This window comes from Sanguibacter hominis ATCC BAA-789 (assembly GCF_012396185.1).
Taxonomy (GTDB): Bacteria; Actinomycetota; Actinomycetes; order Actinomycetales; family Cellulomonadaceae; genus Flavimobilis; species Flavimobilis hominis.
The window spans coordinates 325,706-345,001 of the sequence record NZ_JAAXOW010000003.1 but is presented as its reverse complement, the minus strand read 5'-3'; the positions used below and the strand labels follow the sequence as shown (position 1 = coordinate 345,001).

At 69.5% G+C, this 19,296-nt stretch carries 18 protein-coding genes; all 18 read right to left on the bottom strand.

Annotated features, from left to right (window positions below; genetic code table 11):
• Positions 1-29: 29 nt before the first annotated feature.
• The 18 genes from HF995_RS11210 to atpB all read right to left on the bottom strand — a co-directional run bounded on the left by HF995_RS11210 (position 30) and on the right by atpB (position 19,283).
• Positions 30-1,475 (bottom strand): GH1 family beta-glucosidase, encoded by a 1,446-nt coding sequence (locus HF995_RS11210; protein ID WP_168447874.1) that lies wholly within the window; start codon positions 1,473-1,475, stop codon positions 30-32.
• A gap of 201 nt (positions 1,476-1,676) precedes the next feature.
• The gene (gene yicI, locus HF995_RS11205) at positions 1,677-3,941 is read right to left on the bottom strand and encodes an alpha-xylosidase (RefSeq protein WP_168447873.1); all 2,265 of its coding nucleotides are present in this window, start codon (positions 3,939-3,941) and stop codon (positions 1,677-1,679) included.
• 43 nt (positions 3,942-3,984) lie between these two features.
• Complete coding sequence (locus tag HF995_RS11200; RefSeq protein ID WP_168447872.1) at positions 3,985-5,013, bottom strand: LacI family DNA-binding transcriptional regulator; 1,029 nt, start codon at positions 5,011-5,013, stop codon at positions 3,985-3,987.
• Between the two features lie 188 nt (positions 5,014-5,201).
• Entirely contained in the window at positions 5,202-6,422 is a 1,221-nt protein-coding gene (locus HF995_RS11195; protein ID WP_168447871.1) for an N-acetylglucosamine-6-phosphate deacetylase, read from the bottom strand.
• Between the two features lie 151 nt (positions 6,423-6,573).
• Entirely contained in the window at positions 6,574-7,449 is an 876-nt protein-coding gene (locus HF995_RS11190) for a carbohydrate ABC transporter permease (protein ID WP_168447870.1), read from the bottom strand.
• 1 nt (position 7,450) lies between these two features.
• Complete coding sequence (locus tag HF995_RS11185; protein WP_168447869.1) at positions 7,451-8,428, bottom strand: carbohydrate ABC transporter permease; 978 nt, start codon at positions 8,426-8,428, stop codon at positions 7,451-7,453.
• A 102-nt stretch (positions 8,429-8,530) separates the two neighbouring features.
• The gene (locus HF995_RS11180; RefSeq protein WP_168447868.1) at positions 8,531-9,838 is read right to left on the bottom strand and encodes an ABC transporter substrate-binding protein; all 1,308 of its coding nucleotides are present in this window, start codon (positions 9,836-9,838) and stop codon (positions 8,531-8,533) included.
• 73 nt (positions 9,839-9,911) lie between these two features.
• Positions 9,912-10,931: a LacI family DNA-binding transcriptional regulator gene (locus HF995_RS11175; RefSeq protein WP_168447867.1), complete on the bottom strand. Its 1,020-nt coding sequence runs from the start codon at positions 10,929-10,931 to the stop codon at positions 9,912-9,914.
• 207 nt (positions 10,932-11,138) lie between these two features.
• Positions 11,139-11,834 (bottom strand): endonuclease NucS, encoded by a 696-nt coding sequence (gene nucS, locus HF995_RS11170; protein ID WP_168447866.1) that lies wholly within the window; start codon positions 11,832-11,834, stop codon positions 11,139-11,141.
• A gap of 31 nt (positions 11,835-11,865) precedes the next feature.
• Positions 11,866-12,279: a DUF2550 family protein gene (locus tag HF995_RS11165; RefSeq protein ID WP_168447865.1), complete on the bottom strand. Its 414-nt coding sequence runs from the start codon at positions 12,277-12,279 to the stop codon at positions 11,866-11,868.
• A gap of 21 nt (positions 12,280-12,300) precedes the next feature.
• On the bottom strand, positions 12,301-12,570 hold the full coding sequence (locus HF995_RS11160; protein ID WP_168447864.1) for a F0F1 ATP synthase subunit epsilon: 270 nt from the start codon (positions 12,568-12,570) through the stop codon (positions 12,301-12,303).
• Between the two features lie 46 nt (positions 12,571-12,616).
• Entirely contained in the window at positions 12,617-14,098 is a 1,482-nt protein-coding gene (atpD, locus tag HF995_RS11155) for a F0F1 ATP synthase subunit beta (RefSeq protein ID WP_168447863.1), read from the bottom strand.
• Positions 14,099-14,174: 76 nt separating this feature from the next.
• Positions 14,175-15,071 carry a F0F1 ATP synthase subunit gamma gene (locus HF995_RS11150; RefSeq protein ID WP_168447862.1) on the bottom strand — a complete coding sequence of 299 codons (897 nt, stop codon included), beginning with the start codon at positions 15,069-15,071 and terminating at the stop codon, positions 14,175-14,177.
• Between the two features lie 4 nt (positions 15,072-15,075).
• Positions 15,076-16,707, bottom strand: coding sequence for a F0F1 ATP synthase subunit alpha (gene atpA, locus HF995_RS11145; protein ID WP_168447861.1), 1,632 nt, complete (start codon positions 16,705-16,707; stop codon positions 15,076-15,078).
• Positions 16,708-16,804: 97 nt separating this feature from the next.
• Positions 16,805-17,620 carry a F0F1 ATP synthase subunit delta gene (locus HF995_RS11140; protein ID WP_168447860.1) on the bottom strand — a complete coding sequence of 272 codons (816 nt, stop codon included), beginning with the start codon at positions 17,618-17,620 and terminating at the stop codon, positions 16,805-16,807.
• Entirely contained in the window at positions 17,620-18,180 is a 561-nt protein-coding gene (locus tag HF995_RS11135) for a F0F1 ATP synthase subunit B (protein WP_350308860.1), read from the bottom strand. Before HF995_RS11135 ends, HF995_RS11140 begins: the two co-directional genes overlap by 1 nt.
• A gap of 2 nt (positions 18,181-18,182) precedes the next feature.
• On the bottom strand, positions 18,183-18,404 hold the full coding sequence (gene atpE, locus HF995_RS11130; protein WP_434060860.1) for an ATP synthase F0 subunit C: 222 nt from the start codon (positions 18,402-18,404) through the stop codon (positions 18,183-18,185).
• A gap of 96 nt (positions 18,405-18,500) precedes the next feature.
• A complete protein-coding gene (gene atpB, locus HF995_RS11125) occupies positions 18,501-19,283 on the bottom strand; it encodes a F0F1 ATP synthase subunit A (protein ID WP_350308858.1) in 783 nt (260 codons plus the stop codon).
• Between the last annotated feature and the right edge of the window lie 13 nt (positions 19,284-19,296).

Sequence of the window (19,296 nt, the reverse complement as noted above, 5' to 3'; positions counted from 1 at the left end):
CGTCGGGGTGCAGCCCTCTCGCGCGAGGCTCAGCGTCCGGCGTAGTCGATCGGCTCGACGGGCGGGAGCTGCCCTGAGGTCACGAGCGAGCGGTACCAGAACGCCGAGTCCTTCCAGATGCGCTCGAGCGTGTCGTAGTCGACGCGGATGATGCCGAACCGGCGGTCGTAGCCCCAGGCCCACTCGAAGTTGTCGAGCAGCGACCACGCGAAGTAGCCGCGCACGTCGGCGCCCGCGTCGATCGCCTGGCCGACGGCGTCGATGTGGTCGTGGAGGTAGGCGACGCGCATGTCGTCGTGCACCCGGCCGTCCTGCGACACCGTGTCGGGGAAGGCCGCGCCGTTCTCGGTGATGACGAGCGGGAGGCCGGGGAACCGGCGGGTGAGACCGGCGAGCAGCTCGGTCATGCCGGTCGGGTCGATCCCCCAGCCCATGGCCGTGTGCGGACCGGGCTTGGCGGGGAACTCGACGTCCTCGCAGCCCGTCCACGGCGTCGCGTCGGTGACCTTGTGTCCGTCGGCCATCTCGGGCGTGCCCTCGCCGTCGAACGCCTTGACGATGTTCGTGTCGTAGTAGTTCACGCCGAGGTTGGTCAGCGGCACCTTGATGAGCTCGAGGTCGCCGTCCTGCACGAAGGACCAGTCGGTGAGGTCGGCCGTGTCGGCGAGCAGGTCGGCCGGGTAGGCACCCTCGAGGAGCGGACCTAGGAAGACGCCGTTGCCGACGGCGTCGATCCGGCGCGCGGCCTCGCGGTCCGCGGCCGACTCCGGGTCGTGCGGGCGCACGACGTGGAGGTTGAGGGTGATCGAGACGCGGGTGTCGGCGCCGAGCGCGGCGCGGATCTCGCGGGCGGCGAGGCCGTGGGCGAGGTTGAGGTGGTGCGCGGCGGCGAGCGCGGCCGGACCTTCCTTGCGCCCCGGGGCGTGGGCGCCCGAGCCGTACCCCAGGAAGGCGGAGCACCACGGCTCGTTGAGCGTGGTCCATGTGTGCACGCGGTCGCCGAGCGCCTCAGCGATGAGCCGTGCGTACTCGGCGAAGCGCTCGGCGGTCGCACGCGCGGGCCAGCCGCCGGCGTCCTCGAGCTCCTGCGGGAGGTCCCAGTGGTAGAGCGTCGCGACGGGCTTGATACCGGCCTCGAGGAGCGCGTCGACGAGGTTCGCGTAGAACGCGACACCCTCAGGGTTGAGCGGCCCGGAGCCGTGCGGCTGGACGCGCGACCAGGAGATCGAGAACCGGTAGGCGTCGAGGCCGAGCTTCTTGATGTGCTCGAGGTCCTCGGTCCAGCGGTGGTAGTGGTCGTCGGCGACGTCGCCGGTCTCACCGCCGAGGACCTTGCCGGGGGTGTGGGAGAACGTGTCCCAGATCGACGGGGTGCGGCCGCCTTCGTCGGCGGCTCCCTCGATCTGGTAGGAGGCGGTCGCGGCGCCCCAGACGAAGTCCTCGGGGAACGTGCGGGCGGTGGTGGCGTCGGCCATCGTCTCTGCTTTCTAGACGGGAGTGCGGGAGATGTGTCCGTGGGAACGCTCTCACACCCCACGGGACGATTCAAGAGGGATCTCGAATCGATTCGAGACAGAGGGGTGGGAACCCCGCTCGAGAGGCCTGCCACGTCCGCCGCGACCGGCCGCCGCGACCCTGGCGGGGCCGCGACGGCACGGACGGCGGACAGCCGGGGACTACAGGTCGATCACGGCGCCGGACGGGCCGCCGTCGACCGCACGGTCACCGACCTGCACGCGCCACGGCTTCGTCGACGCGGACGTGACGCGCACCTGCGCGCCCTCGCGCACGACGTCGAACAGCGTGTCCGGACCGCCGACGGCCTGAGCCGCGGGCACGGCGATCGTCGCGGAGAACCCGTCCGGCAGCTCGAAGAGCCGCAGCGTGACGCCATCCGCCCAGTCGTACTCGGGCGACCGGGTCCCCGCCCCGACGGGCAGCACCGTGCCCGGACGCACGAGCAGCGGCAACGAGTCGAAGCCGTACTGCTCCGTGACCCAGCGCGGCCCGGTCACCTGGTGGCCGTCGAGCAGGTGCGTCCACGTCCCCTCGGGCACGTAGTACGTCACGGTGCCGTCCGCCGTGAACACGGGCGCCACGAGGAGCGACCCGCCGAGCATGTACTGCGTCTCGATCGTCGCCGCGCTCGGGTCCTCGGGGAACTCGAGCAGCATCGGCCGCGCCATCGGCGTGCCCGCCTCGTACGCGTCGCGGGCCGCACCCGCGAGGTACGGCATGAGCGACAGCTTGAGCCGCGTGAACAGACGCGTGACGTCGACCGCCTCGTCGTCAAACGCCCACGGCACGCGGTACGACGACGAACCGTGCAGCCGCGAGTGCGAGGAGAGCAGGCCGAACGCGAGCCAGCGCTTGAACACCGCCGGGTCAGGCGTGCCCTCGAAGCCGCCGATGTCGTGGCTCCAGTAGCCGAAGCCCGAGAACGCGAGCGACAGCCCGCCTCGCAGGGACTCGCCCATCGCCTCGAACGTCGAGAAGCAATCGCCACCCCAGTGCACGGGGAACTGCTGGCCGCCCGCGGTCGCCGACCGCGCGAACACGACCGCCTCACCCTCGCCGCGACGCTCCTCGAGCAGGTCGAACACCGCCTTGTTGTACGCCTGCGCGTAGTAGTTGTGCATCCGCGCCGGGTCCGACCCGTCGTGCCAGACGACGTCCGTCGGGATCCGCTCGCCGAAGTCCGTCTTGAACGCGTCGACGCCCTGGTCGAGAAGACGAGAGAGCTTGCTCGTGTACCAGGCGGTCGCATCCGGGTTGGTGAAGTCGACGAGGCCCATGCCCGCCTGCCACAGGTCCCACTGCCACACGGAACCGTCCGCGCGCTTGACGAGGAAGCCCTTCGCCGCCGCCTCCGCGAACAGCGGCGAGCGCTGCGCGATGTACGGGTTGATCCACGCGCAGATCCGCAGCCCCTTCGCCTTGAGCCGCGCGAGCATCGCCTCAGGCTCGGGGAACGTCCGCGGGTCCCACTCGAAGTCGCACCAGTTGAACTCGCGCATCCAGTGGCAGTCGAAGTGGAACACGCTCAGCGGCAGGTCCCGCTCGGCCATGCCGTCGATGAAGCTCGTGACGGTCGCCTCGTCGTAGTCGGTCGTGAACGACGTCGAGAGCCACAGCCCGTACGACCAGTCCGGCACGCGCGCCGGCCGTCCCGTGAGCGCCGTGTAACGCTCGAGGATCGCCTTGGGCGTCTCGCCGTAGATGACGAAGTACTCGAGGGACTGCGACTCGACGCTGAACTGCGTCCGTGACACGACCTCGGAACCGACCTCGAACGAGACGAGCTCGGGCTGGTTGACGAACACGCCGTAGCCGCGGTCCGTCAGGTAGAACGGCACGTTCTTGTACGCCTGCTCGGACGACGTGCCGCCGTCGGCCTGCCAGACGTCGACCGTCTGGCCGTTCTTGACGACCGGTCCGAAGCGCTCGCCGAGACCGTAGACGTGCTCGCCCACAGACAGCGAGAGCTGTTCGTGCACGTACGTGCGGCCGTCGTCGTCGGTCACGACGCCGACGGACTTCGGCAGCGAGCTCGTCAGGACGCGACCGTCCGCCTCGAAGTCGACCCGCCACGAGTCGCCACGGTGCACCCGGACGCTCAGCGCGCCCGACGTGAGGAGGCCTGCCTCGTCGGTCACCTCGACCGTCGGCGCGAAGCCCTCGTCGTCGGCGACCTGGAAGTGCGGGCCGTCGTCGCGTGCGCCCGCGTGGTGCGTGATGCGCACCCGCACGACGTCGGCGATCGGCGCCGAGTAGTCGAGCGTCAGGAGGGTGCGGTTGAGCGCGTCGCCGCGCCCCTCGATGCGCTTGGTCGGGGCGTGGACGGTGAGGGTCCGCTCCCCCGGCCAGACGTCGTAGGCCTGGGCAGCGAACTGGGGGTGCATGCCCTCGCGGACGCACCAGTAGCCGTCGGTGAACTTCATGGCACTCCTTGCGGGTGTTCGTGTCGGGCGCGGGGCCCGCGGCTCAGCCGGCGCGCGGGGGCGCGACGGAGTCGCCCGGCGCGAGCGCGCACGGGACGAGGATGGGCTCGGACGGGGCCTCGCGGCCCTCGACGAGGTCGAGCAGGGTCTCCACGGCGTGGCGGGCGAGCCGCTCGGCGGGGACCTCGAGCGAGGTGAGCTGGGGCTCGGCGAGCGCGCCGACGCCGCGGGACGTCGCGATCGCGAGGACGGACAGGTCGGCGGGGACGTCGAGCCCGCGGCGACGGGCCTGCGCGAGCAGGCCGAAGCCGGCGGTCTCGTTCATGAGGACGACGGCGGTCAGTGCGGGTGCCGCACCGAGCAGCGCGTCGAGCGCGCCGCGGCCGCCTGCGGCGTCCTCGTCGGCCCAGGTGTGGGTTCCGGAGACGCCGTGGCGGAGCGCGGCGTCCGCGAACGCGGCCTCCGCGCGGACGCTGGGGCCGTAGCCGCGCGTCCTGCTCGCCTCGGAGTGGTTGACGAAGCCGATCTCGCGGTGCCCCTGGGCGGCGAGGAGCGCGACGGCCTCGTCGACGGCCGCCTCGAAGTCGATGTCGACGCACGCGCGACCCTCGGTGCGCGCGGGTCGGCCGAGCGTCACGAAGGGCACGTCGACCTTCTCGAGCATCGCGACGCGAGCGTCGTCGAGCGAGACCTCGAGGAACACGACGCCGTCCACGGCACCCTCGAGCACGAGGTCGTGGATCTCGGCGGCGTCCTGCTCCTCGGAGCCGAGCCCGGGCCAGACGGCGACGTGGTTGTCATGGGCGCGGGCGACGCGGGCGGCCTGCGTGACGATCTCGGAGAGCGTCCCGCCGAGGGCGTTCTCGGTCGAGGGCAGGACGAGGGCGATCGTGCGGCTGCGCTTGCTCGCGAGGGAGCGTGCGGCGGCGTTGCGGCGGTAGCCGAGCTCGGCCATGGCGGCCTCGACGCGGGCGCGCGTCGCGTCCGAGATGGGGCGCGTCTTGTTGATCACGTAGGAGACCGTGCTCAGCGACACGCCTGCGTGCCGTGCTACGTCCTGCATCGTCGCCATGGGTCCCTGACCTCGTCGTCGTGCGCGCGTGGCGCGGGTCGCGCCGGTGGCGCGGGAACTGGAAGAACACTCTGGTGAAGCGCTTCGATGACCAACTATCGCACACGCGCCCGGCGCGACGTCAAGCGCGACGGCCGCGCGGCCTTCAAGAGCCGTGCCGCACTCCGTGCAGGCTCAGACCGCCCCGCTCACGCGACCCACGTCCCGGCACGCGCCACCCGACGCACCGAGAGGTCCGGGCCGAGCACCAGGACGTCCGCACGCGCCCCAGCCGCGAGCCGGCCCAGGTCCTGGCGCCCCAGCACCTCCGCCGGCGTCGCCGTCACCGCACGGACCGCGTCGACGAGCGGCACACCGCCCTCGACCGTCACCCGCAGCACCTGCGACAGGTGCGCGGTCCCGCCCGCGATCGCCCCGCCGTGCGTCAGACGCGCCACCCCGTCCACGACCAGCACGTCGAGCGACCCCAGGCGGTACGAGCCGTCCGGCATGCCCGCAGCCGCCATCGCGTCCGTCACGAGCACCACGTTGCCCGGCCCCACCATGTCGAACACGTCCCGCACCACCGCCGGGTGCACGTGCGTCCCGTCCGCCACGAGCTCGACGACGGCCCGCCCCTTCGCAGCCGCGGCGAGGCAGTCCGGGATCGGCCCGGCCTCACGGTGCGCCACCGGGCGCATGCCGTTGAAGAGGTGCGTGACCGTCGGGCGCCGCGAACGCACGCCGTCGGCCGCGAGCCTGTCGAACGACTCCTCGATCGCCGCACGCATCTCGCCCGCCGCCGCGTCCGTGTGCCCGAACGACGGCAGCGCACCCACGTCCGCGAGCACGTCCGCGACCCCGCCCGCTCCTGCAACGCCGGGCACCTCCGGGGCGACCGTCATCGTGACGAGGTGACCCCGCGCCACGCGCGCGACCTCACGCACGAGCCCCGCGTCGGGAGCCTGCATGAGGTCAGGGTCCTGCGCTCCGCACCGCGCCGCCGACAGGAACGGCCCCTCGAGGTGGATGCCCGCGATCTCGCCCGCGTCCGCGAGGTCCGCGAGCACCGCCGTCCGCTCGAGCAGCGTCTCGGGCGACGCCGTCACGAGCGACGCGACGAGCGACGTCGTCCCTGCGCTCAGGTGCTCACGGGCCGCGACGGCGGCGGTCGCGACGTCGGGCGCGTCGGGGAAGCTCGCTCCCCCACCGCCGTGACAGTGCAGGTCGATCAACCCCGGGACCAGGGTCTCGTCCGTCGCGCCGAGACCCTCGACGTGCACCGCCCAGGCCGACGCACGCGCGTCCTCCCACGGTGCGACCAGGACGATCCGGTCCCCCTCGACCACGACGACGCCGTCCGCCAGGACGCCCTCGTCCGTCACCACGCGTCCACGCGACGCCCACCCGCTGAGCTCGTTCTCGACCATGCCCCCATCGTCTCGTGTCCCGGGCTCAGGTCACGTAGGACCCACCGGGCACGCGCCGACCTGCGCCGACGACCCGCGCCGACGCGTCTCGGCTCCCCCGTGAGGGCGGGGAGCCGAGACGCCGCTCGACGGCAGGGAACCGCGCCGCCCGCTACTTGACCGCGCCCGCCGTCACGCCCCGCGTCAGCGTGCGCTGGAACAGCAGGAAGAACACGAGCGTCGGTACGAGCGAGACCAGCGTGCCCGCGTTGAGCGTAGGCACGTCGAGCATGCGGTCACCCTGGAGCGACGCGAGCGCGATCGGGACCGTCTGGGTGTCATTCGTCGTGAGCATGACCAACGGGATGAAGAACTCGTTCCACGTCCAGATGAAGAAGAAGATCATCAGCACGCTCATCGTGGGGCGCACCACCGGGTAGACGATGCTCCACAGCGTCCGCCAGCGTCCCGCTCCGTCGAGGGCGGCCGCCTCGAGCAGCGCGGGCGGGAAGGTACCGAGCACCGAGGCCAGCAGATAGGTCCCGAACGCCGACTGGATCACCGTGAAGATCAGGACGATCGACCACGGTGAGTTGTTCAGCCCGATGTTCTGCATCATCGTGAAGAGCGGGTAGACGAGCATCTCCTGCGGGAGCATGTTCGCCAGGAGGAACACGGCGACGATCCACAGACGACCCTTGACCCGCCCGACACCGAGGGCGTAGGCGTTGAGCAGCGAGACGATGACCGCGAAGCACGCCACCAAGGCCGATGTCCAGATCGAGTTCCACAGCTTTGTCTCGAAACCGACCCGCTCCCAGAACGTCCCGAGGCCGTCGAAGTAGAGGTTCTCGGGCAGCGACAACGGGCCGTTCGCCGAGTAGTCCGCCGGGGACTTGAACGCGTTGAGCAGCATGATGAGGAACGGCGCGAGCATCAGCACGCCGAACACGACGGTCACGCCCAGCACGACCCACTGTCCGGGAGTCTTACGCCGCCGCTGCGTCGTCGCGACCGCCGAGGTCGGCGAGGTGGTCATGGTGGCCATGTCAGCGGCCCTCCTCTTCACGCTTGGCGCTGCGGTTCTGGAAGTACTGGATGCCGAACGCCACGATGATGATCACGACGGTCAGCACGGTCGCGATCGCCGAGCCGTACCCGACCTTCGACTTGTCGAAGAAGTTGAGGTACGAGTAGTACGACGGGACCAGGGTGGACCCCTCGGGCCCGCCGCGGGTGAGCACGTAGATCGGAGCGAAGACCTTGAGCGCGGCGATCGTGCACGTCAGCGACACCACGAACGTCTCGGGCTTGATCTGAGGGATCGTGATCGCCTGGAACCGGCGCCACCAGCCGGCGCCGTCGAGCTCGGCGGCCTCGTAGAGCTCAGGGTCGACACGCTGCAGCGCCGACATGAAGATCACCGTCGGGTACCCGATCTGCATCCAGATGAGCACGAGCATCACGGACGGCATCGCGGTGCCCGGGTCGCCCAACCAGTTCGGCGGGCTGTCGACGCCCACGCCCCGCAGGATCTCGTTGACCGCACCCGTCTGCGAGTTGAGCACCCAGTTCCACAGGATGCCCGCGACCGACACAGGGAGGATCTGCGGGAGGTAGTAGGTGGCACGGAGGAACGACGCCGTGCGCGAGCCGAAGTGCTTGCCGATGTAGTCGAACAGCACTGCGGCGAGGATGAGCCCGATGAGCGTCGGCACGATGACCATCGCGACGATCATCGAGACGGAGTTCTGGAAGGAGTGCCAGAACTGGTCGTCCTTCATCAGGTTCTGGTAGTTCTCGAGCCCGACGAAGCGCATCGGGGCGTTGCCGCCCTTCCACCGGTGCAGGGAGTACCAGATGTTCAGCACGAAGGGCATGCCGATGATGGCCACGAACCCGATGCCGCCAGGCAGCAGGTACCACCAGTAGGGGGACACACGCCAGGGGCGGCGCCGCGCGGAGCGGACGGCGGTGGCCGTCGGCTGCAGCTCGCGCGTGCCCGTGGGCAAGGAAGAAGCTGGCATCGGTCTCTTCTCTCGGTGGAACGGTCAAGCGGGCCGTCGGCCATCCGCCCGCAGGGGGTCGGACGGATGGCCGACGGGGTGTGCGGCCTGCGCAGGGGCTCGTCAGCCCTCGATCAGGTCGGCCTTGCCCTCGACGTACGGGGTCTCCAGCTGGCTGAGAACCTCGGCGGGCGACTTCGACTGGTTGGCCAGCGACTGCAGGGCGCTGACGATCTGGTCGTAGTAGCCAGCGACGGGCCAGTCCGGGTAGAACGCGAGGCCGTCCTGGGCATTGATGTCCGCGAAGGCCTTGGTGAACTCCTGCGTCTTGGGATCGGTGATCGCGGCAGGGTCGCCGGCGACCGGGAGGCCGCCCTTCTCGCCGAGGATGTTCTGGACCTCAGGGCGCAGCGTGATGTCGATGAAGTCGACCGCGAGCTCCTTGTTCTTGGCGTTCTCCGGGACGACCCAGAGGTTGCCGGAGGAACCCGTGTGGAGAGTGTTGCCCGGGAACAGGAACTGGCCCCAGTCGTACTGGATCTCGTCGACGAGACGTCCGAACCACCAGGAGCCGGAGACCATCATCGGGTACTTGCCCGAGATGAACGCGGTGCCCATGTCCTCGGCAGTGAGGCCGGCGACGTCGTTCGCGACGTATCCGTCCTTGATCCACTCGTCGAGCTTCTCGGTGCCAGCGGTCATCGCCGGACCCTGGAAGTCGACGTCGTTCTCGAAGAGCTGGTAGTCGTTGACGAACTGACGGTCAGCGTTCGCGAGCACGAGGTTGTACCAGAGCTGCCCCAGCGGGTACTCGGCGCCGGCCTCGGCGAGCGGCGTGATGCCCTTGGCGACGAAGGCGTCCATGACCTTCTCGAACTCCTCGAGGGTCGTGGGAACCTCCAGCCCCTGCTCGGCAAACATGTCCTTGTTGTAGAACACCGAGACGTACTCGCCATAGTTCGGGACGCCGTACCACTCGCCCGAACCCATGAGTCCCTGCTCGTCGTACTTCGCCGTGGTCTGCAGCGACGAGGCGAGCTTGTCACTCCAGCCGAGCTCCTCGGCGTCGTCCGTCAGGGTGCTGAGCAGCCCCTGGGCGGCGAGCTGGCCAGCCGTCGCGTTGCCCTTGTTGTACTCCATGACATCAGGGACGTCGTCGCCGGTGAGCACGATCTTCGCGTTCTTCTGGATCGCCTCGAAGGTCTGGTTCTCGACCTTGACCTCCACACCGGGGTGCTCGGCCTTGAAGATCTCGATGGCCTTCGCCCACGCCTGGCCCATGGCCGAGGTGTCGGACTCGTAGTGCCAGACCGTCAGAGATCCCCCGTCGCTGCTCGGGTCGTCGCTCGAGCCGCCCGAGCAGGCGGTCAGCGCGAGGGGCGCCGCGACCAGGGCCGCGATCAGCCCTGCGCGGCGATTGAGCTTCTTCATCATGTTCTCCTCTTCGAGACGTGCGGACAGATCAACAGGGCGGCTTGCGCGGTTGCGCGGAGCCGAGGGGCCATCAGTGCGGCCGGACCGGTGCGGTGCTCCCTCCGGCGGCGAGGCCGCAGGGGACGAGCACGGGCCGGGGAACGGGGACCGTCGCCTCGATCTGGTCGATCAGGCAGTGCGTGCCCAGACGACCGAGCTCGGCGCCGGGCGACAGCAGGACGGTCAGCGGGGGCACGGTGGAGGCAACCACGCCGGGCGAGGTGACGACGGCGAGGACGGAGACGTCCTCGGGGATCCGGCGTCCGAGCTGAGCCAGCTCGGCGGTGACGCCGAACGTCGCCATCTCGTTCATCGTGATGATCGCGGTCAGCTCGCTGTCGGCGGCGAGCAGGTCATGGACGGCGGCCCGGCCGGCCACCGGGGTCTCCTCGCACAGCGTCTGCACGAGGCGCACGCCGTGCGCGGCGGCGCTCGTCGCGAGGTCTGCCGACATGCGCACGGTCGGGCCGTAGCCGGCCTCCTGCGTCCGCACCGAGTGGTTGACGAAGCCGATGTGCTCGTGGCCTAGCCCCGCCAGGTGGGCGACCGCTTCGGCGGCGGTGCACTCGAAGTCGATGTCCACGTAGGACAACCCCTCCGGCTCGCGGGTGCGTCCGATGAGCGTCACAGGGATGCCCGCGTCGCGCAGCGCCGCGACGCGGGCATCCTCGAGGGTGACCTCCATGAGCAGGACCCCGTCGGCCTGGCCCTGCCGGGCGAGCTCGACCATGTCGGCGCTCTCGTCCGCGCGCAACGGCCAGAGCACGAGGTGATAGCCGCGCTCCCGCGCCGTGGCCGCGGCACTGGCGACGAACTCGCCGATGGTCGAGCCGATCCCGATCTCCACGGCCGGGAAGATCAGTGCGACGACGTGGCTCTTGCGGGCCGCGAGGCTGCGCGCAGCCGCGTTGCGGTGGTAGCCGAGCTCCGCCATCGCGGAGAACACGCGCTCGCGGGTGTCCACTGCGACGGGCCGGGTCGAGTTGAGGGCATAGGAGACCGTGCTCAACGACACGTTGGCGCGCCGCGCCACGTCCGCCATCGTCACCATGTCTCGCCCCGTTCGTCAGGCCTCGTCGCCCTCCCACCGCGCCGGTTGCGGTGTGGTCGAAACGCTTCCGTGAAGCGCTTCGATTATGAGTATCAACTGAACTAATCGAGTCCGTCAACCGCGTGGGGGAAGAGATCTGGTTACAGAACGGTCACGCACACAGGCGTCACAGGGACCCGTCCTCCGTTGGACGGGCACTTTGGCTGGTCAGAAGAGACGCGAGTCCACGTCGTCGAAGCCGCGCATCGCGTCATAGTCGAGGACGACGCAACGGATCCCCCGGTCCTCGGCGAGGACGCGCGCCTGAGGCTTGATCTCCTGGGCGGCGAGCACGCCACGCACAGGAGCGAGCAGCGGGTCCCGGTTGAGGAGATCGAGGTACCGCGTGAGCTGCTCGACCCCGTCGATCTCGGCACGACGCTTGATCTCGACCGCGACCGCCGAACCCTGCGGGTCACGCGCGAGGATGTCGACCGGCCCGATCGCCGTCATGTACTCGCGCCGCACGAGCGTGTGGCCGGCACCGAGCAGCTCGATCTGCTCGGCGAGCATGGCTTGGAGGTGCGCTTCGACGCCGTCCTTGATGAGCCCCGGGTCGATCCCGAGCACGTGCGCCGAGTCGTGGACGACCTCATGGAGCTCGATCTCGAGGCGGTCGTCGCTCTTGGCGTGCTGCACGGTCCAGATCTCGGTGACGCCTGCCTCCGCCTCGGTCGCGTCAGCTGGCCGGACTGCCATCGCGCACGGCGGGCTCATCCAGTTGAGCGGCTTGTAAGAACCGCCGTCCGAGTGGAGCAGGACGCTCCCGTCGGCCTTCACGACGATGAGCCGTCGAGCGAGCGGGAGGTGGGCCGAGAGCCGGCCCGTGTAGTGCGCCGAGCACTCGGCGATCACCAGTCTCACGAGAATTGCCTACCAGGTGGGTCGTGGTCGCCTAGGCGACGGCGCCGTGCGAGCTCGGCGGTGCCGACTCGAGCCACGACGTGAGGCCAGCGTAGGCCTGGACGGACATGATGAGGACGAGCTCGTCGCCCTGATAGCTGCAGCGGACGACGTACAGCTCGTCGTCGCCCTCGACATGGTCACGCGACACGACCTCGAGAGCCCCCCGAGCCCACGACTCCGCAGGCTTCGGGCTCAGCGACCACCGCCGCCACCAGTCGAGCCGCCCGACGGCGTAGTGCGCGATGCCCTTGACCGGGGCGGGGTGATGGGGGCCGACGGGTACTACCGCGCACTCGAACGACCCCACCCTGTGCCCGAGCGACCGCAGCCGCGACACGACGACAGAGGCGACCACCAGGACGAGCGCCGCGAGGATCGCAGCGATCCAACCGACAAGATCCATCCTGATGATCGCCTCGTGTCGTCAGCCGGAGACCGGCTGCTCGGCGGAGTCCGCGACGACCGTCACCTGGTCGGAGTCGACCGAGACGAATCCGCCGGTCACCGCGATGGCGACCGCGCTCCCGGACGTGGGCGTCACTCGCACGGTGCCGCTCGTGAGCAGCGCGAGGAGAGGCGTGTGACCGGCAAGGATGCCGACCTCGCCGTCGTGCGCCGGCGCGACGACGCTGCGCGCCGTGCCCGACCACACGTGTCGGTCAGCCGCGACGATGTCGACGGTGAGCTCTGCCACTGGGACTCCTACTCTGATGTGTCGGCTGGTCAGTCAGGGTACGGCGTCAGACGCCGTACTCCTTCTGGATCCGTGCCCAGTTGCGCTCGAGGTCCTCGAGGCCACCGATGTTGAAGAACGCCTGCTCGGAGATGTGGTCGAACTCGCCGTCGGCGATCTTCTTGAACGCCTCGATCGTCTCCGAGAGCGGGACTGTGGAACCGGGCACGTTCGTGAACTGCTCGGCCATGTAGGTGTTCTGCGAGAGGAACTGCTGGATGCGCCGGGCGCGCCCGACGACCGTCTTGTCCTCTTCAGAGAGCTCGTCGACACCGAGGATGGCGATGATGTCCTGGAGCTCCTTGTTGCGCTGCAGGATCGACTTCACGCGCGTCGCGACCTCGTAGTGCTCCTGGCCCACGTAGCGCGGGTCGAGGATGCGCGACGTCGACGCGAGCGGGTCGATGGCCGGGTAGAGACCGCGCGAGGCGATCTCACGGCTCAGCTCGGTCGTCGCGTCGAGGTGCGCGAAGGTCGTCGCCGGGGCCGGGTCGGTGTAGTCGTCAGCAGGCACGTAGATGGCCTGCAGCGACGTGATCGAGTGACCACGGGTCGACGTGATGCGCTCCTGGAGCTGACCCATCTCGTCGGCGAGGTTCGGCTGGTAGCCGACCGCCGAGGGCATGCGGCCCAGGAGGGTCGAGACCTCGGAGCCCGCCTGCGTGAAGCGGAAGATGTTGTCGATGAACAGGAGCACGTCCTGCTTCTGCACGTCGCGGAAGTACTCGGCCATCGTGAGGGCCGAGAGGGCGACGCGCAGACGCGTGCCCGGCGGCTCGTCCATCTGACCGAAGACGAGCGCGGTCTGCTTGATGACGCCCGACTCGGTCATCTCCTCGATGAGGTCGTTGCCCTCACGCGTGCGCTCACCGACGCCGGCGAACACGGAGACACCGTTGTGGTTGTTCGCGACGCGGTAGATCATCTCCTGGATCAGGACCGTCTTGCCGACGCCAGCGCCTCCGAAGAGACCGATCTTCCCACCCTGGACGTACGGGGTCAGGAGGTCGATCGACTTGATGCCCGTCTCGAACATCTGCGTCTTGGACTCGAGCTGGTCGAACTTCGGAGCGGTGCGGTGGATCGGCCAGCGCTCGGTCACCTCGATGGTCTCACCCGGCTTGGCGTTGAGCACCTCGCCCGTCACGTCGAAGACGTGACCCTTCGTGACGTCGCCGACGGGGACCGAGATCGGCGCACCCGTGTCGCGGACCTGAGCGCCGCGGACCAGACCGTCCGTCGGCTTGAGGGCGATCGCGCGGATCATCGAGTCGCCGAGGTGCTGAGCGACCTCGAGGTTGAGCGTGAACTTCTTCTCGCCCTCACCCTGCGCGGACAGGTCGATGTCGACCTGGAGCGCGTTGTACATCTCGGGGAGCTGGTCCGCGGGGAACTCGATGTCCACGACCGCGCCGATGACACGGGCGACGCGACCGACTCCGGGCGCCTTGGCGCCTGCGGCACCGTTCTCAACAGTGGTGGCAGTCATGACTTCTTGCCTCGCTTCACAAGGCCGGAGGTCGCTCCGGCGGGGACGTTGCTTGCTACGGGGGTGAGCGGCGCCATCACGAGGCCGCCAGTGCGTCTGCGCCGGACACGATCTCGGAGATCTCCTGCGTGATCTCCGCCTGACGGGCCGAGTTCGCGAGGCGCGTGTAGGTGCGGATCAGGTCCTCGGCGTTGTCGGTCGCGGTGTGCATCGCGCTCTGACGTGCCGCCAGCTCGGAAGCACCTGCCTGAAGCAGGGCCGCGAAGATCCGACGCCGGACGTACCGCGGGAGCAGCGCGTCGAGCACCGCATCGGCGGACGGCTCGAACTCGTAGAGCGGGAGCGCGTCGTGCTCGCCGGCCTCGACCACACCCTCGACGACCTCGAGGGGAAGCAGCCGGATGACACGCGGACGCTGCGTCACCATGTTGACGAACTGCGTGTACACGACGTGCAGCTCGCCGACACCGCCCTCGTCGGCCGGCGCGCGGAACGCCGCGAGGAGCCGGTCGGCGATGTCGTTGGCGACCTCGACGGTCGGGGCGTCCGAGTCGCCCGACCACTCGCCCGCGAGCGTGTGACCGCGGAACGAGAAGTACTGGAGACCACGGCGACCGGAGACGTAGAGGTCGATCTCCTTGCCCTCCGCCTTCAGCCGCTCCATGAGCCACTCGGCCTCACGGATGACGCTCGCCGAGTAGGCGCCCGCCATGCCGCGGTCCGAGGTGACGAGGAGGACCGCGACGCGGTTCGTGTCGGTCCGCTCCGACAGGAGCGGGTGGTCGACGCGAGCGTGCGTCGCCGCGGCCGACAACGCGCGCGTGAGCGCCTCCGAGTACGGAGTCGCCGCCGCGACGCGCTGACGCGCCTTGCCGATGCGGGATGCCGCGATGAGCTCCATCGCGCGGAAGATCTTCTTCAGCGACTGGGTCGACCGGATCCGCTGCCGGTAGACGCGCTGCTGACCCGCCATCTGCTCAGGCCTTCTTCTGGCGGACGATCTGCTCCTGCTCGACCGGCGCCGCCTGGTCCTCGTCCTCGGCCTGGCCGAGGAGCGGCGTGCCGTCGGCCTTGAGGAAGCCCTCACGGAACGCGTCGACGCCCGCGGAGAGGGCGTCCTCGGTGTCCGACTCGAGCTTGCCCGTGGTCGCGATGGTCGTCAGGACGTCGGTGTTGCGGCGCAGGTGGTCGAGCAGCTCCGCCTCGAAGCGGCGGACGTCCTCAAGCGGGACGTCGTCGAGCTTGCCCTTCGTGCCGGCCCAGATCGACGCGACCTGGTCCTCGACCGGGTACGGCGAGTACTGCCCCTGCTTGAGCAGCTCCATGAGGCGGGCGCCCCGGGTGAGCTGCGCCTTGGACGCCGCGTCGAGGTCGGACGCGAACATCGCGAAGGCCTCGAGCGAGCGGAACTGCGCGAGGTCGAGCTTGAGCGTTCCCGAGACCTTCTTCATGGCCTTGATCTGCGCAGAGCCACCGACTCGCGAGACCGAGATGCCGACGTCGACAGCCGGGCGCTGGTCCGCGTTGAAGAGGTCGGACTGCAGGAAGATCTGACCGTCGGTGATCGAGATGACGTTGGTCGGGATGTACGCCGAGACGTCGTTGGCCTTCGTCTCGATGACCGGCAGACCCGTCATCGACCCGGCACCGAGCTCGTCCGAGAGCTTGGCACAGCGCTCGAGCAGACGGGAGTGCAGGTAGAAGACATCGCCGGGGTAGGCCTCGCGGCCCGGCGGGCGGCGCAGGAGGAGCGACACGGCACGGTATGCCTCGGCCTGCTTGGACAGGTCGTCGAAGACGATGAGGACGTGCTTGCCCTGGTACATCCAGTGCTGGCCGATCGCCGAGCCGGTGTACGGGGCGAGGTACTTGAAGCCGGCCGGGTCGGACGCCGGGGCCGCGACGATCGTCGTGTACTCGAGCGCGCCTGCGTCCTCGAGGGCGCCACGGACCGACGCGATGGTCGAGCCCTTCTGGCCGATCGCGACGTAGATGCAGCGGACCTGCTTGTCGGGGTCGCCCGAGTCCCAGTTGGCCTTCTGGTTGATGATCGTGTCGATCGCGATCGCCGTCTTGCCGGTCTGGCGGTCGCCGATGATGAGCTGGCGCTGGCCGCGCCCGATCGGGATCATCGCGTCGATCGCCTTGAGGCCAGTCTGCAGCGGCTCGTGGACCGACTTGCGGGCCATGACGCCAGGAGCCTGGAGCTCGAGGGCGCGGCGGCCCTCGGTCGCGATGTCGCCGAGCCCGTCGATCGGGTTGCCGAGCGGGTCGACGACTCGACCCAGGTAGCCCTCGCCCACGGGGACCGAGAGGACCTCGCCGGTGCGGTGGACCGTCTGGCCCTCCTCGATGCCGGTGAACTCACCGAGGATGACGACACCGATCTCGCGGACGTCGAGGTTGAGCGCGAGGCCCAGCGTCCCGTCCTCGAATCGCACGAGCTCGTTCGCCATGACGCCGGGGAGGCCTTCGACCTGGGCGATACCGTCACCGGCGAGGGTGACGCGGCCGACCTCTTCGGTCACGGTCTTCTGGGGCTCGTAGGACTTCACGAAGCTGTCCAGCGCAGCCCGGATCTCCTCGGGCCGGATCGTCAGCTCAGCCATTGCTTGTCTCCTGTCATGACCGCCGTGCGGTCTCACGTTCATCTGTGCGCGACCCGTGAGGGCCGCAGGTGCGATCGGTGCGCCGGGGGCGCCTTGACTAGCTCGCCATCCGGCGTCGCGCGTCGGTCATCCTGCTCAGGACGGTCGCGTCCACGACGTCGTCCGCGACCTGGATCCGCAGCCCACCCAGCACGGCGGGATCCACCGTGAAGTTGAGCTGCAGCTCCTTGCCGTAGGCCTGCGCGAGGATGCGGCCGAGCCGGTCGAGCTGCTCCTCGGAGAAGGGCTGGCTCGCGGTCACGAGCGCCACGAGGCGGTCGCGGAGCTCTGCAGCGATGCTCGAGTACCACGTGAGCGCCGCGACGAAGCGACGTCCGCGCGGGTGGCTCGTGGCTCGACGAGCGAGCTGCTGGGTTACCTCGTCGCCACGGCCAGCGAGGACGCTGTCGAGGAGCCGCAGGCGGTCCTCGACCGTCACGCCCGGTGCGCTGAGCGCCGAGCGTGCCTCGCGCGAGCCGAGCAGCGACCGCATGATCGTGAACAGCTCGTCCTCGACCACCTGGAGCTGCCCCCGGGAACGGGCCGAGACCAGCAGGGAGGCGACCGCGAGATGCTCGACGGCCTCCACGAGGTCGGCGTCAGCCGTCCAGCGCTCCACGACGAGTCCCGCGACGACGTCGACCACACGGGGGTCGAGACTGCCGCCGAGGATCTGGCGGACGAGCGCGGCCTTGCTGTCACCCGAGCGTGCCGGGTCAGCGAGAGCGCGCACGAGCGCCTTCGAGGAGTCGAGCGCGTCGAGGACGGCGAACAGCTGCTCCCCGATCACGCTCGCATCGTCGCCGGCCGCCTGGAGGACGGGCTCGAAGCCCGACCACACGGTCGACAGCGATCGCTGGCTGGTACCCCGCATCACTTCTCCTTGACGGTTCCGGACAGAGCAGACGACTCGAGCTCGTCGAGGAAGCGGTCGACGACACGCGACTGGCGCGCCACGTCGTCGAGCGACTCGCCGACGATCTTCGAGGCGAGCTCGGTCGCGAGCGCACCGACGTCGGCACGGAGCGAGACGGAGGCCGCCTGCCGCTCGGCCTCGATCTGCCGCTTGGCGTTCTCGAGAAGACGCTCAGCCTCCTGCGAGGCCTTGGCACGAGCCTCGACGACGATCTGGTTCGCCTCGCTGCGGGCGTCGTCACGCACCCGAGCAGCCTCGGTGCGCGCCTCGAGGAGCAGTCGCTCCTGCTCGGCGGCCGAGGCCTCGGCCTGCTCCTTCGCCGTGTCGGCGAAGGCGAGGCCCGCCTCGATCTTCTCGGTGCGCTCGTCGAGGATCCGGTTGAACACCGGAAGGACGAGCTTGCCGAGGACGAAGGCGATGATGACGAAGCAGACGGCCGACCAGATGATGTCGTAGGTGGCGGGGAGCAGGATCGAGTGCTCCGCCTCCTCGGCTGCCAGGATCGTTGCGGTGAGCACGATCAGAAGACGAAGCCAGCGGCGAAGCCGATGAGGCCGAGCGCCTCGATCGTGGCCAGACCGATGAACATGTTGGTGCGCAGCGCGCCGGCGACCTCAGGCTGGCGAGCCGTGGCCTCCTGCGTCTTGGCGACCATGATGCCGAGGCCGATGCCCGGGCCGAGCGCCGCGAGGCCGTAGCCGATCGTGGCGATGTTGCCCGTGAGCTCAGCGAGGTTCGAGATTTCCACCGAATTGCTTCCTTCCATCGTGGGCGGGAGAACCCCCACCCATGGTGTTGACGACGAGCCGGTCCGCGGCCCGTCGGAACGAGGGATCCCTCAGTGGGCTTCCTCGGACAGATTGATGTACACCGCCGTGAGCAGCGTGAAGATGTACGCCTGCAGCGCAGCGATGAAGAGCTCGAAGCCCGTGAAGGCGAGCCCGGCAGCGAGAGTGACCGCGCCGACCGCCTTGATCGCGCCGGCCGCCTCGAGGAAGAGGAAGTGCGTGGCAGCGAAGCACAGGACGAGGAGCAGGTGCCCGGCGACCATGTTCACGAGGAGACGGACCGCGAGCGTCGCCGGCCGCAGGATGAACGTCGAGATGATCTCGATCGGCGTCAGGATGAAGTAGATCGGCCACGGCACGCCCGACGGGAAGAGCGAGCTCTTCAGGTAGTGCAGCCCGCCCTGCTTGCGCACGCCGGCAGCGATGAACGCGACGTACGAGACGAGCGCGAGCACGAGCGGGAAGCCGATGAGCGACGAGCCGGCGATGTTGAGGCCGGGGACGATGCCGGTGATGTTCATCGCGAAGACCGCGAGGAAGATGATGGTCAGGAGGGAGACGTGCTTGCGCGCGTTCTTCTTCCCGATGATGTCCTCAGCGATGGAGACGCGGACGAAGTCCAGGATCATCTCGAGGCCGCCCTGGAAGCGTCCGGGGACGAGCCGCGCCCGGCGAGCACCGATCGCGAAGATCGTCACGAGGACGAGCGTCGCGATGACGCGGACCATCGTGATCCGGTTGAACTCGAAGATCGTGCCCTCGAACAGGATCGCTTCCGGGAAGAAGTCGGCCAGCGTGGGGACGTGGAAGCCCCCGTCGCCAGCGGCGAGCACAGTGGCACCGAGG